The sequence below is a fragment of the uncultured Eubacterium sp. genome, assembly GCF_934295145.1.
Classification (GTDB): domain Bacteria; phylum Bacillota; class Clostridia; order Lachnospirales; family Lachnospiraceae; genus Eubacterium_I.
On record NZ_CAKRAS010000006.1, the window covers coordinates 20,055 to 33,868 of the forward strand.

A 13,814-nucleotide genomic window follows, 5' to 3' on the forward strand; every position below is an offset into this window, starting at 1 on the left:
TTGTTACGAATTTGTTACATCAACGATTGTAATTATAACAACTGCATTTTTAGATGTCAAGTATCATAGGCCATACTTTCCTATATTTTATAGTTTTTTATAAGTCGAAAAGGAGAAACAGAATTGTAACAATTCCATTTCTCCTCATCTGTTATTTATTTAGTTCTGCTGATTTTGTGAGTGTTCGGAATGATCCGAATTTGCCTGTCCCACTGCAGATGTCACAGCTTCCAAAATCTTATCCAACATGCCTTCTCCCGTATGCACGTTACATACCTCTGTCGGCATCTTGTCCTCACCGGAAGCGCCTTTTACAAAGGCTTTTGTCTCTTTGCTGCTATCCGGGCAATAATCACCGGCCAGCAGTCCGGAATCTTTGCAGATCACTGCCGTCTGGTGCAGATCACATTTTTCGGAAGGTTCTGTCCCTTCTTCAAAATATTCCGTAGTCACTTTCGGACAAACCCCTTTGATAGCAAGTTTTCCGGAAGTCTGACACACGCTGCTCTCCACCACATCATCCGGCTGCTCAAATTCTTTATATTCCAGTCCCTCATGCAGGCTCTTCATAATGTTACGCCAGAGAATCTTCGGAGAACGATTGGATTCCAGTTCGGAATTATCGTCATAGCCGCACCATACCACACCGGTATAATAAGGCGTATATCCTGCAAACCAGGCATCCCGTGCCGCCTCTGTGGTTCCGGCTGTACCGGTTTTTCCGGCAATCGGCATCGTCTCAAAATCCGCAAGTTTTCCGCTTCCTTTTTTCACAACATCTTCCATAGCGGAAGTCAGAAGAAATGCGGTGCTGTCCTTGATCACATGGTGTTTCTTCGGTTTTTTCTCCAGAAGCAAATTACCGTCCTGATCCAGAATCTTCGTATATAATACAGGCTCTTTGTAAACACCCTGATTTGGCATAACTTCAAAAGCAGCTGTCAGTTCAAGGTTGCTGACACTGCCGACACCAAGTGGCAGGGATTCTACTGCGTCATCCTTTGTCAGTGTGGAAATGCCAAATTTTTTCGCCATTTCATAACCGGTCTGCGGCGTAATATCTTCCACCGTCTTGATGGCAACCACGTTAACAGAATCCTGAATTGCTTCCCGGATACTTGTGTAACCACGGTATTTTCCGTCTGCATTGTGAATCGTCTGACCGGATTTGTAAGTGATCGGCTCATCCAGCACGGTCGTCGCCAGCGTATATTTTCCACTTTCAAGTGCAGGTGCATACGCAGTCAGTATTTTAAATGTGGAACCCGGCTGACGAGTTGTTCCCGATGCACGGTTCAGTGTCTTGCTGGCTGTCTTTTCTCCACGGCCGCCAACCAGCGCTTTCACCTGACCGGTACTCTGGTCAATGATCGTCACGGAAGCCTGTGGCTGTACCGTAAATATCACATTTTCACCTAGCACAATGCCGCCGTCCTGCAATAATGCTTCCCGATATTCATCAATGGCATCCTGCGCATCCGACTCAGAAGAATAATTCAGGTTATAATTTCCGTATTGCTTCTTATAATAAGCTAATAAGCTCTGCTCACTGAAATGTTCCACAGCTCCATCCGTCTGCTGAATCGACAACGCATAGGAAAATGACACTTTATTGCGAATATCATAATTGCTGTCATTATTCACCTGTGTATCACAGACAGCCTGTATTTTCGGATTCTGTGTGGAGTAAATCGTAAGACCACCACTATAAAGTGCTTTATATGCCTGCGCTTCAGAATATCCAAGTTCTTCCTGCAGATCCTCAATGATCTCATCTGTCAGAGAATCCACAAAATATGAGGTGATATTCATATCGCTGTTTTCCCACTTTGTATTGTTTTCCTGAATTCTGTCATACACATTATCCGCCAGTGCAGCTTCATACTGCGCATCATCAATATACCCCTGATCTTTCATGTTTTTCAACACTTTTTCCCGGCGCACAGCATTGTTATCCGGATGCGAAATCGGATTGTATTTGGACGGATTCTGGGTAATTCCAGCGATCACAGCACACTCCGACAGGTTCAGTTCCGATACATCCTTGCCAAAATAGCGGCGGGACGCAGCCTGAACGCCCAGTGTATTCTGCCCAAGGTTGATGGTATTCAGGTAATTTTCCATGATCCAGTCCTTGGACACTTTTTTCTCCAGTTCCATGGCCAGATACTGTTCCTGCAATTTACGTTTTACACGCTGGCTGGAATCTTCGCTCGTCCAGCCTTCAAATACATTATTTTTCAACAGCTGCTGCGTAATCGTACTGGCACCTTCCGAAAAATGTCCCGTTGTCAGTCCTTTCGCAACTGCACGGGCGATTCCCCGCAAGTCAATTCCGTTATGTTCATAAAAACGTTCATCCTCAATAGCCACAAATGCATGCTGCAGATCCACCGGGATCTCATTCAGCGTCACATAGACACGGTTAGAACCGGTTCCCACCAGCTGTGCCGTCACATTTCCATCTGCGTCCAGCACGGTAGACATATAGCCCGACGGTGTCGCGTCAATCTCATTAATATCCGGTGCTTCCGCAATCATCTGCTCCACATAACGATAGCCACGGTAACCGCCATAGCCAAGTCCAAGCACAAAAATAAGCAATATGATCAGCAGCGTCAGTGATTTAACCTTCCGGCGCATCACAGCACCACGGGATGTCAGATTCCAGCGTTTCCGTGCAGCCTGCTTCCTTCCATAGTTCATATATTTCCTCCAATCTTATATTGCCTATCTTACCATTAATGCGATATACTGTCTATATTCAGAGCCATGCAGATTTACAAAAAAAGTGTAAATCATGCTTGCATGAATGCGCACTTTTTGCAGTAAATCTATTTGGCGAGAAGCCACATCGAGATGAAGCATGGCGGAATCGAGATGGCTCTGAATATAGACATATCTAGTCAGAGCCATGCAGATTTGTGAAAAAGAAAGGAACACCATGAGTTATAAAGTATTATATCAGGCCGGTCAGGGTGAAATCGAAGAAAAAAAATCCCGTTTCATCGCCCACACGCTTCCTGTCAGTTCGGAAGAGGAAGCCGTTACCTTCTTAAATAAGATAAAAAAAGAATATTGGGATGCACGCCACAATTGCCATGCCTATACCATAGGAAAAAAAAACGAATGTACCCGCTGCAGCGATGACGGGGAACCTTCCGGCACTGCCGGCCGTCCGATCCTGGATGTACTGCTCCGGGAAGAAATCCACAACTGTATCGTTGTCGTGACCCGGTATTTTGGCGGCACACTGCTTGGCACCGGCGGCCTGGTGCGGGCTTACCAGGCCGCGACGCAGGCAGGACTGGCAGCAAGTACCATCATCGAAAAGCAGTTCGGGCATAAATTACATGTAACTACAGATTATAATGGCATCGGAAAACTCCAATATCTGGTTGCGCAGAACCAGATTTTCACTCTGAATACGCAATATGCCGACAATGTCACACTGGATTTGATGATTCCAGAAGAAAAATTCACGAATTTTTGTGCTGAAATTACAGAAGTAACCAGTGGACGTGCCATCATGGATTCAGAAGATTTGGAGGAATTTGGCGTCGTTGATGGTGAAATCATTTTTTAGTATTTCATTTTCGCACACTTCCGTTTTGTTGCCAAAGTGTCAGATTATTATTGAAAATAAGCCAAAAATTCAAACGCAGTTTTTTCAAAAAAGGGGTTGCAATCCTTGGTAACTTGCCCTATAATAACACTTGTCGACAGGACATGAGGAAAACAACTCAAAAACCTCAACGACAAGTAATGGCCCATCGCCAAATGGTAAGGCAACGGACTCTGACTCCGTCATTTCAAGGTTCGAATCCTTGTGGGCCAGCTGTTAAAAAGCACCATGCAAATGGTGCTTTTTTGTTAACTAAAAGTGGATGATTGATGTGTTCTTGCTTCATCCGGTTTACATCTGCATTTTCAAGGAGGACGTTTTTCATGTATCAATTTAAGAGCCGCGTCAGGTTCAGTGAAGTGGATAGTCATCTTAACATGACGCTGCCATCTATCATCAATTATTTTCAGGACTGCAGCACGTTCCATTCAGATTCCATCGGACAGAGTATTGAGATTATGACAGCGCAGGGATATGCCTGGATTCTTTCTTCCTGGCAGATTATTATCAACCGCTATCCACGATTTGGCGAAGAAATCACAATCAGCACATGGGCACATGGCTGGAAAGCCTTTTTCGGATATCGTAATTTCAAAATGGAGGATGCCAACGGAAATATCCTGGCTTATTCTAATACGAACTGGATCTACATGAATATCAAAACCGGGCATCCGGAACGCATCCCAAAAGAAATCAGTGATCTGTACTCCTGTGAACCTGCGCTTCCAATGAAAGAAGCATCCAGAAAAATCAGTCCTGTCACAGAGGGAATCAGCCTTTCCCCCATCCAGGTCCGCAAATACGATATTGATTCCAATAATCATGTCAACAATGAACGCTACGTTCCCATGGCTATGGAATGCCTGCCGGATAATTTTACCGTACGCCAGCTTCGAGTGGAATATCGCAATTCTGCGGTATACGGTGATACGATCTACCCATTATATCATCAAGAAGGCGATACGTTGAAAGTATCCCTTAATGATGCGGAATGCAAACCTTATGCTATTGTAGAGTTCCAGAGCACAATTTAATTTTACACAATCAGAAAGGACGGAAACACAACATGAAATTAGGAGAAAAACAGACCCTTACCGTAGTAAAACAGGTAGACTTCGGTGTTTACCTTGCAGAACAGCAGAATGATGAAACCCGCGTACTGCTCCCGGCAAAGCAAGTTCCAGAAGGAACAAAGCTGCACGATAAACTGGAAGTCTTCTTATATAAAGATTCCAAGGATCGTCTGATTGCCACTACGAATGAACCAAAGCTGACGCTGGGCGGTTTTGCTGTTCTAAAAGTTGTTCAGATAACACAGATCGGTGCATTTCTTGACTGGGGACTGGAGAAAGATCTTCTGCTTCCCTTCAAAGAGCAGCTTCGCAAGGTCAGAGAAGGCGACGAAGTACTTGTTACTCTTTATATTGACAAAAGTAATCGTCTCTGTGCTACCATGGAAGGCATTTATCATCTGCTTTCCACAGATTCTCCATACAAAAAAGGAGACACGGTAACCGGACGCGTATACGAATTCAGTGAAAATTTTGGTACCTTTGTAGCCGTAGATGACAAATATTCTGCCCGCATTCCGGGATTCGAAAACACTACTGCATTAAAGATCGGTGATATCATTGAAGCAACCGTCACAAACCGCAAACCAGACGGAAAATTGGATCTGACCATTCGTGCCAAAGCTTATGTTCAGATGAACAAAGATGCCGAAGACGTATTAAGAATCATTGATGAATACGGCGGTGTCCTTCCTTTTAACGATAAAGCGTCACCGGAAATCATCAAGCGTGAAGCTCACATGAGCAAAAACGCTTTCAAGCGTGCCGTTGGTCACCTTTACAAAGAACGTCTGATTGAATTTACAGATAAGGGGATCCGACGGGTATAATGAATCAATCAAATAGCAGACCTGCAGAAAAATACAGTCTGGATCTGTGTAAATTTATCATGGCATTCGCAGTCATTGCAATTCACACAGATCCACTGGCTGACTGCAGCAATACTGCCATGTCCAGAATCGGATACCTGTTTCTGTCCATGGCAGTTCCATTTTTCTTCCTTACCTCCGGATATTTGCTGGCAAAAAAAATGCAGTACCCCTTTTCCGGGCTGGAAAACCTTTCAAAAATCAGACGTTATATGACAAAGATCTTAAAAATGTACCTGATTTGGACACTTTTGTATCTTCCAATGGCACTCTGGCATCTTGTTGCTACAGGAAAAACATTGCATCGTGCCATTCTGCTCTACATTCAGGGATTTTTCTTTGTCGGTCAACAATATAATTCCTGGCCTTTATGGTATCTTCTGTCAACCTTTTATACACTTGGAGTTTTGTACCTGCTGTTAAAACGCAAAGCTCCACCTACAGCATTGTTGCTGGTAAGTGGAATTTCCGCGGTCATCAGTTTTACCATTGACGCACTGATTGCCTCCCCAGATCACTTTCTGACAACTATGCAGGCACTTTTACCAGTCATACACCATACCGTACAACACGGTCGAATTTTTACCGGCGGTATTTATCTTCCTCTGGGTATGTTGCTCGCCTACCGAAAAATTCCTGCTCTCCTGAACAGGATCCTGCTTCCCGCCGGATGCATTGCCAGCTTTCTGATCCATGTATCCGTTATCGATTCCTGTCTTCTGATTATTATTTCCGTCAGCTTTTTCGGTATTGTGGAAAATTTTTCATTAAAAGAGCACCGCATTTATCATTTCATGCGTCAGTCCAGTATGATTCTATACCTGCTCCATATGTACATCTGGAGCATTTATTATAAACTTCAGTACAAACATAAGGATCATGGCATTGATGATTTTCTGTTCACTGCTATACTTACTTTTGTTCTGTCTGCACTTTTTATCCTGTTAAAAAGCAGACGTTTAAAATTAAAATCAGAACCGTTTAAAAAAGTTTCTCCCAACTGAAAAAGAACCGGAATTTAACTTCCGGTTCTTTTTCGATTGATGTATATACTAACTAAGGGGATTAGATAATACCGTTTCTTAAACCTCAAAGATGAGATCGCCGTAAGATGGCATCGGCCATACTTTCTTATCAACGATAATCTCAAGTTTATCGATCGGAGCACGAAGCTCTGCCATAGCAGTTGTAACTTCATCACGATAGTATGCTGCACGCTCTACACCATCGCCCATGGTCAGACCTTTATCTGTTACTTCTTCCAGTTTTGCCAGAGCAACTTTTGTATCAGACAATAATGCAGATGCCTCCTGTAATAACTCTGTCTGAACACTGATATCACAATCGCATGCAGCTTTTACTGCATTGATGGATTCTGCCAGAGAAGTAATGTATTTGATAACGGACGGAATCAATGTCTTACTTGTAATATTGATCATTGCTCTTGCTTCAATGTTAATCTCTTTTGCATAGATTTCATACTGAATCTCTTCACGGGACTCTAACTCAGCTTTTGTAAATACGCCGAATTTCTCAAACATACCTACAGCTTTATCTGTAGTCAGTGCCGGGATTGCATCTACCATGGATCTGATATTTGGTAATCCTCTGCGCTCTGCTTCCTCTACCCATGCATCAGAATATCCATCACCATTGAAGATGATTCTCTGATGATCTATCAGATATTTCTTGATCAGGTCATGTGCTTTTTCATTTACATCTTCTGCTTTTTCCAGTTCATCGCAAGCTTCCTCAAAAGCTTCTGCAACGATGGTATTTAATACAACATTTGGTGCAGAAATGGAATCCTGAGAACCAACCATACGGAACTCGAATTTGTTTCCTGTAAATGCAAACGGTGATGTTCTATTTCGGTCTGTTGCATCTTTTGCAAGATCTGGCAGAGAATCTACACCTGTCTGTAATACGCCACCTTTTAAGGAATGTGTTGCAGAACCTGTGCTGATCAGCTGTGTGATCACATCGTCAAGCTGCTCGCCAAGGAATACAGAAATGATTGCTGGCGGAGCCTCGTTTGCTCCAAGTCTGTGATCATTTCCTACGTCAGCTGCGGACCAGCGAAGAAGATCTGCATGATCATCTACTGCTTTCAGGATGCAGGCAAGTACCAGAAGGAACTGAATGTTCTCATGTGGTGTTTTGCCTGGCTCTAACAGATTGATACCATCATCCGTTGTGATGGACCAGTTGTTATGTTTACCGGAACCATTGACACCATCAAATGGTTTCTCATGAAGCAGGCACTGAAGTCCATGCTCGTTTGCTTTCTTTTTCAGCACTTCCATAACCAGATGGTTGTGATCCAGAGCAAGATTACATGTCTCATAAATCGGAGCCAGCTCATGCTGTGCCGGAGCAACCTCGTTATGTTGTGTCTTAGCCGGAACACCCAGTTTCCACAGCTCTTCATTTACATCTTTCATAAATGCAGCGATACGTGGACGAATGCTTCCGAAATAATGGTCATCCATTTCCTGTCCTTTCGCCGGCATGGAACCAAATAAGGTACGACCGGTATAGATCAGGTCTTTTCTTCTTAAATATTTTTCTTTATCTACCAGGAAATACTCCTGCTCGGATCCAACAGATGGAGTAACTTTTTTAGAAGTTGTATTTCCGAATAATCTCAGTAAACGTAATGCCTGTGTGTTGATGGCCTGCATGGAACGAAGCAGTGGTGTCTTCTGATCCAGTGCCTCACCTTTGTAAGAGCAGAACGCTGTCGGAATGCAAAGCGTAGCACCTGCTGCATCATGTCTTACAAATGCATAAGAAGTACAATCCCAAGCTGTATATCCTCTTGCTTCGCAGGTTGCGCGAAGTCCGCCTGATGGGAAAGAAGATGCATCCGGCTCACCTTTGATCAGCTCTTTACCGGAAAAGCTCATCAGTACTTTACCCTGCTCATTTGGAGCAGTGATAAATGAATCATGTTTCTCTGCTGTCACACCTGTCAGCGGCTGGAACCAATGGGTATAATGTGTTGCACCCTGCTCAATTGCCCATTCCTTCATTTCATGTGCAATGATGTCTGCAGTTGCAAGATCCAGATCTGTTCCCTCTTTGATGGTCTCCTGCAATTTCTGATACACTTTCTTTGGAAGTCTTTCCTTCATCACAGTGTCATTGAATACATTTTCGCCAAAAATATCAGCGACTTTGAAATATCCACTCATCTTCTTGATTCCTCTCTTTTCTCATATTTTTACAGTCCCCTGAGTATATACTGATTTGCCCGTTTTCATTTCATTATGTATCCGGAGCAATTCTGCTATAAGCAGCGGATATTCTCAATCCGTTTCCGTTGCCTGTTCTGACCTAATAGCTACCATTCTGCTTATTTGGTTAAATGATCAATTTTATCTTTTTATAGCAGAAAAGGGTATTCCACCATTTGTTGGAACACCCTTGTTCAGCACGTATTCATGTCTTGCAACTACCATAGTACAAATTATTGAAAATTGCAAGAGGCCGAAAACATTTTTGTCCATTTCAACAATTATGAGTTGTAAAATGCTAATTTTTCGTAACTTTTTACAAATTCTCAGGCTTTGTCGATAGAACCAAAAATTTCCATTTTCTCTTTTACTTTAGCTTTGATAGCCTCAAAGCCTGGAGCAAGTACTTTTCTAGGATCAAATCCTTTTCCTACTAGGTCTTTGCCCTCTTCGATATATTTTCTTGTAGCTTCAGCAAATACAAGCTGGCACTCTGTATTTACGTTAATCTTTGCAACACCAAGAGAGATTGCTTTCTTGATCATGTCATCCGGAATACCTGTACCACCATGAAGTACTAACGGCATATCGCCAGTCTTCTGCTGGATTGCATCCAGAGTCTCAAAGCTTAATCCAGCCCAGTTTTCCGGATATTTTCCGTGAATGTTACCAATACCTGCTGCAAGCATTGTTACGCCAAGATCAGCGATTGCTTTACACTCGTCCGGATCTGCACACTCGCCCATTCCGATCACACCGTCTTCCTCGCCACCAATGGAACCAACTTCTGCCTCAAGAGATAATCCTTTCTCTTTGCAAACAGCAACAAGCTCTTTTGTCTTGGCAACGTTCTCCTCGATCGGATAGTGAGAACCGTCAAACATTACAGATGAGAAACCGGCGTCGATACATTTGTAGCAAGCTTCATAGCTGCCGTGATCCAGATGTAATGCAACCGGAACTGTGATATTTAACTCCTCCAGCATTCCGTTTACCATACCAACAATAGTCTTGTAGCCTGCCATATATTTGCCGGCACCTTCAGATACACCAAGAATAACCGGAGAGTTATTCTCCTGAGCAGTTAACAGAATTGCTTTTGTCCACTCAAGGTTGTTGATGTTGAACTGACCAACTGCATAATGACCTGCTTTTGCTTTTTCAAGCATTTCTTTTGCTGAAACTAACATAATGAGATCCTCCATTTGTTTAAAAAAATATTGTTAATATAATAACATTATAACCGTATCTCTCAAAAAAAGAAAGTACTATTTTTCAACCATAAAACTTATCCGGCGACAGCGGTTAAAAATTTCCACTTCTTTGTGTTCTCCGCCGTACTCGCCATCCAGAGTCCACGGCACATAATCATCGCACCGAAGCTTAATGTGATCTGTCTTGTACGTATAGATATAAGACGTCTCGATATCCTTTGGCATCACAAGATTTGCCAGAATCTCGTTTAACTGAATCGGGTTCTGCGGCATTTTTATTAATGTCACCTCAAACTCACCGTCATCCAGTTTTACGTTATTTCCAGTCATATTTTTCATGCCGCCAACGGAAACGGAATTTGTGATCATACCGTAAATAAATTCATCCCGGATCGTCTCGCCATTTACTTCCACTTCCAGATAATAGGATGGGATGTCGTACAGCCGCTTTGCACTTTCCAGAATATAAGCCACATGACCGAAGATATTTTTCAACTTCTGATTTGTCATATAAGAAACATCTGTAAACAGACCAAAGGCTGCAATATATACGAAATAATCTTCATTAAATTCCCCTACATCACACGGAAACAGCTGTCCATTGACTGCCACATCTGCCGCCTGAAGCATGTTTTTTGGGATTTTCAGAGACTGCGCAAAATCATTAGTGCTTCCTGCCGGAATATATCCGATGGGCACGATACTGTCACACTGCATCATTCCGGTGACAACTTCGTCCAGAGTTCCATCACCGCCACTGCACACGATCATATCATATTCTTCCGCGCATTCTTCCACTTTACGCACAGCATCTGCTTTTTCCTGGGTCGGATGAATCGTTACCTCATACCCACTTTTTACAAATGTGTCCACGATGGACACCAGTTGATTTCGAATCTGTCCCTTCCCGGATCTCGGATTAAATATAAATAATAATTTTTTCTTATCCATTTTTATTCTCCTCTTCGGTCCTCAATCCTTCTGCAATTATTTTTAATTTTCTGAGTCTGTGATTCACCCCGGATTTTCCCACCGGCGGATCCAGATATGCCCCAAGTTCCTGTAATGATACGTCCGGATGATCCAGCCGCACCTGCGCCATCTCCCGGATGGCAGACGGAAGCTGCTCCAATCCAAGATGTTCTTCTATATAATGAATGTCCTCCACCTGTCTGGCCGCGGTCTTCACCATCTTGTTGATATTGGCAGAATCACAATTTGACTGCCGGTTGGCACTGTTTCGCATGTCTTTGATAATGCGGATATTTTCCAGCTCCATCAGCGATTTGTGTGCCTCCATCACATTCAGGATCTGAATGATCTCCTCACTGTCTTTCAGATAAACCACAGGCTTTTGCTTCCGCATGATCAGCTTCGCCTTGATTTCAAAAAAACGCATCTGTTCTTTCAGGAACTCCGCCGTTGCCCTATCATCACAGACAATTTCAAAATGATAAGATTTTCCCGGATCACTCATGGATCCTCCACTCAAAAATGCCCCGCGGATATAAGCCCGTCTGCTCTCAACAGACTGCAGCAGATTTCCCGGATTCACCTGTGCACTCCAGACGCAAATATCCATCAATGCCCGCTGAAGTTTTTTCCGCTCCGGTTTTTCCTCGGAATAAAGCATGTCCTCCGGCCGCTCTGACAGCAATATAAAATATTGGTTATTTCGGCCGGCTCCGTGCCGTCGTATTTCAAGCTGCACCTGAATATCAAAAGCGCGTTTGATCAGTTTGACATATGTCTTTGCCAGCACGACATTTTCTGTTTCCAAAAAAACTGCCAGACTGTCCTCCTCTCGAAGGATTCTGCCACAAAACCGGATGATAGCCATCAGTTCCGCCCGGACACTTTCTTCCCTGTCCGGAATCAGCCGCCCGATCTCCTCTTTCATTTCCCCTGAAAAAGACATGGTTCTTATACTCCCTTAAATCACTTTCCTCGCTTTGCGTCTTTCTCGATATCACGATGTTCCACACGCAAACCATATTTCTGATTTTTCTGTAATCTCTGATAGATCGCATTGGCCAATGTCACAGAACGATGCTTTCCACCGGTACAACCAATGGCAATAACCAGCTGATTTTTTCCTTCTTTGATATAATTCGGAATCAGAAACCGGATCATATCCTCCAGTTTATCCAGAAACATGCCTGCTTCCGGACTGTTCATGACATACTGTTGAACCTCCGGATCATTTCCGGTCTTTGGCCGCAATTCTTCCAGATAATACGGATTCGGCAGAAAACGCACGTCAAATACCAAATCTGCATCTGACGGAATACCGTACTTGAATCCGAAAGAAAGTACCGTCACATAAATATTGTCATACTCCCGCTTTTCCAGGAAAATATTTCCAAGTGCGGCATGCAGCTCCCTGGTCAGCAGCTGACTCGTATCAATGATATAATCAGCCATTTCTTTCAGAAAACCAATCTGTCTGCGCTCCAGCTCAATGCCTTTTTCCACCCGGTCATTTCCTGCCAGCGGATGCGCCCTTCGGGTTTCTTTGTATCGTTTTACAAGTACCTGATCTGAGGCATCCATAAAAAGAATCCGGATCACGTTTCCGTTATTTCGCAGGTCTGCAATAATCTGTTTCAGCTGTTTCAAAGAACTTCCGTTTCGGATATCCAGGCCAAACGCGATCCTCTGATACTGTGTCTCACCGGAATCAGCAAACTCCGTAAATTTTCCCAACAGCGGAATTGGAAAATTATCCACGCAAAAATATCCGATATCTTCCATAATCTTCAGCGCAGTTGATTTCCCGGCTCCTGACATTCCTGTTACGATCACATATTCCATACCGTTGCCCACCTTTTTTGTACATTTACCCTCACTATAAAAAATATCTGTATCCTTTTCCCCGTATGCTTAAAATTCTCCGATTTTTTTCACTTCCGGTTCAAGTCGGACACCAAATTTCTTAAACACGATGCCGGATACCTGATCCATCAAATTGCAGATATCCGCAGACGTAGCATGATCACGGTTGATCACAAATCCACAGTGCTTTTCTGATACCTGGGCACCGCCCACCTGAAATCCGCGAAGTCCCGCATCCTGGATCAGTTTTCCTGCAAAATATCCTTCCGGACGTTTAAAGGTACTTCCTGCACTCGGGTACTCCAGCGGCTGTTTGCTGACACGTTTTTCTTTCAGATCATCCATGATGGCCTGGATTTCTTCCGGTTTGCCCGGCTGCAGTTCCAGAACCGCCTGAATGACCAGATAGCCTCGTTCTGGCACAATGCTGTGACGGTAGGACAGATCCAGTTCTTCCACAGAAAGCGTCTGTAACTCGCCTTCCGGTGTCAGAACCGTCACTTCTTTTAAGATATTTTTCATCTCACCGCCGTAGGCGCCTGCGTTCATCACCACCGCGCCTCCAAGGCTGCCTGGTATTCCGGATGCAAACTCCATCCCGGTCAGCGCCGCCTGCGCCGCTTTGGAAGCAATGCTGGAAAGCATTGCCCCTGCGCCTGCTGTGATCGACGTTCCGTCGATTTCAATCTCAGCAATCTGTCTGCCAATTTCCAGGACGACGCCGCGGATACCGCCATCGCCCACCAGCAGATTGCTTCCATTTCCGATCACCGTCCATGGCTGTCCTGCCTTACGGCAGACATCCAGGATACGGCTGATCTGTTCCGCCTTCGGCGTCACCAGCACGTCCGCCGGTCCACCGGTCCGAAATGTCGTATGTCTGCTCATCGGCTCCTGCACAAACACAGATTCCGCTCCGCAGATATCACACAAAGTTTCATATATTTCCTGATTCATGCCTT

General features: G+C 44.0%; 11 protein-coding genes and 1 tRNA gene. 5 read left to right on the forward strand and 7 right to left on the reverse strand.

Translation table 11 applies throughout. The features are described 5' to 3' along the window. Positions 1-159: 159 nt before the first annotated feature. A complete protein-coding gene (locus tag Q0I54_RS02110; protein ID WP_296116038.1) occupies positions 160-2,706 on the reverse strand; it encodes a transglycosylase domain-containing protein in 2,547 nt (848 codons plus the stop codon). Between the two features lie 238 nt (positions 2,707-2,944). Here Q0I54_RS02110 and Q0I54_RS02115 point away from each other — a divergent pair, with 238 nt between their 5' ends. From Q0I54_RS02115 to Q0I54_RS02135, 5 genes are all read left to right on the forward strand, one after another. Further along, a complete protein-coding gene (locus Q0I54_RS02115; RefSeq protein WP_296116040.1) occupies positions 2,945-3,586 on the forward strand; it encodes a YigZ family protein in 642 nt (213 codons plus the stop codon). 180 nt (positions 3,587-3,766) lie between these two features. Then, positions 3,767-3,838, forward strand: a tRNA-Gln gene (locus Q0I54_RS02120). A 110-nt stretch (positions 3,839-3,948) separates the two neighbouring features. After that, positions 3,949-4,659: an acyl-[acyl-carrier-protein] thioesterase gene (locus tag Q0I54_RS02125; protein WP_296116042.1), complete on the forward strand. Its 711-nt coding sequence runs from the start codon at positions 3,949-3,951 to the stop codon at positions 4,657-4,659. Between the two features lie 32 nt (positions 4,660-4,691). Then, a complete protein-coding gene (locus tag Q0I54_RS02130; protein ID WP_296116045.1) occupies positions 4,692-5,525 on the forward strand; it encodes a S1 RNA-binding domain-containing protein in 834 nt (277 codons plus the stop codon). Then, positions 5,525-6,568 carry an acyltransferase family protein gene (locus Q0I54_RS02135; RefSeq protein ID WP_296116046.1) on the forward strand — a complete coding sequence of 348 codons (1,044 nt, stop codon included), beginning with the start codon at positions 5,525-5,527 and terminating at the stop codon, positions 6,566-6,568. The genes Q0I54_RS02130 and Q0I54_RS02135 overlap by 1 nt, the downstream gene beginning before the upstream one ends. Positions 6,569-6,646: 78 nt before the next feature. Here the strand turns inward: Q0I54_RS02135 and Q0I54_RS02140 are convergent, their stop codons facing one another. From Q0I54_RS02140 to murB, 6 genes are all read right to left on the reverse strand, one after another. Next, positions 6,647-8,761, reverse strand: a complete 2,115-nt coding sequence (locus Q0I54_RS02140; RefSeq protein WP_296116048.1) for a glutamine synthetase III — start codon at positions 8,759-8,761, stop codon at positions 6,647-6,649. Positions 8,762-9,129: 368 nt separating this feature from the next. After that, positions 9,130-9,993 carry a class II fructose-1,6-bisphosphate aldolase gene (gene fba / locus Q0I54_RS02145; RefSeq protein WP_296116050.1) on the reverse strand — a complete coding sequence of 288 codons (864 nt, stop codon included), beginning with the start codon at positions 9,991-9,993 and terminating at the stop codon, positions 9,130-9,132. A gap of 78 nt (positions 9,994-10,071) precedes the next feature. Then, the gene (locus Q0I54_RS02150; RefSeq protein WP_296116052.1) at positions 10,072-10,968 is read right to left on the reverse strand and encodes a diacylglycerol kinase family protein; all 897 of its coding nucleotides are present in this window, start codon (positions 10,966-10,968) and stop codon (positions 10,072-10,074) included. Next, on the reverse strand, positions 10,961-11,935 hold the full coding sequence (gene whiA / locus Q0I54_RS02155; RefSeq protein ID WP_296116054.1) for a DNA-binding protein WhiA: 975 nt from the start codon (positions 11,933-11,935) through the stop codon (positions 10,961-10,963). The genes Q0I54_RS02150 and whiA overlap by 8 nt, the downstream gene beginning before the upstream one ends. Positions 11,936-11,955: 20 nt before the next feature. Next, on the reverse strand, positions 11,956-12,831 hold the full coding sequence (rapZ, locus tag Q0I54_RS02160; protein WP_296116055.1) for an RNase adapter RapZ: 876 nt from the start codon (positions 12,829-12,831) through the stop codon (positions 11,956-11,958). Between the two features lie 69 nt (positions 12,832-12,900). Continuing rightward, entirely contained in the window at positions 12,901-13,809 is a 909-nt protein-coding gene (gene murB, locus Q0I54_RS02165; protein ID WP_296116056.1) for a UDP-N-acetylmuramate dehydrogenase, read from the reverse strand. Between the last annotated feature and the right edge of the window lie 5 nt (positions 13,810-13,814).

Coding starts and splice junctions, on each gene's coding strand:
- Q0I54_RS02110 (WP_296116038.1), bottom strand. CDS start 2,706: ATGAACTATGGAAGGAAGCAGGCTGCACGGAAACGCTGGAATCTGACA.
- Q0I54_RS02115 (WP_296116040.1), top strand. CDS start 2,945: ATGAGTTATAAAGTATTATATCAGGCCGGTCAGGGTGAAATCGAAGAA.
- Q0I54_RS02125 (WP_296116042.1), top strand. CDS start 3,949: ATGTATCAATTTAAGAGCCGCGTCAGGTTCAGTGAAGTGGATAGTCAT.
- Q0I54_RS02130 (WP_296116045.1), top strand. CDS start 4,692: ATGAAATTAGGAGAAAAACAGACCCTTACCGTAGTAAAACAGGTAGAC.
- Q0I54_RS02135 (WP_296116046.1), top strand. CDS start 5,525: ATGAATCAATCAAATAGCAGACCTGCAGAAAAATACAGTCTGGATCTG.
- Q0I54_RS02140 (WP_296116048.1), bottom strand. CDS start 8,761: ATGAGTGGATATTTCAAAGTCGCTGATATTTTTGGCGAAAATGTATTC.
- fba (WP_296116050.1), bottom strand. CDS start 9,993: ATGTTAGTTTCAGCAAAAGAAATGCTTGAAAAAGCAAAAGCAGGTCAT.
- Q0I54_RS02150 (WP_296116052.1), bottom strand. CDS start 10,968: ATGGATAAGAAAAAATTATTATTTATATTTAATCCGAGATCCGGGAAG.
- whiA (WP_296116054.1), bottom strand. CDS start 11,935: ATGTCTTTTTCAGGGGAAATGAAAGAGGAGATCGGGCGGCTGATTCCG.
- rapZ (WP_296116055.1), bottom strand. CDS start 12,831: ATGGAATATGTGATCGTAACAGGAATGTCAGGAGCCGGGAAATCAACT.
- murB (WP_296116056.1), bottom strand. CDS start 13,809: ATGAATCAGGAAATATATGAAACTTTGTGTGATATCTGCGGAGCGGAA.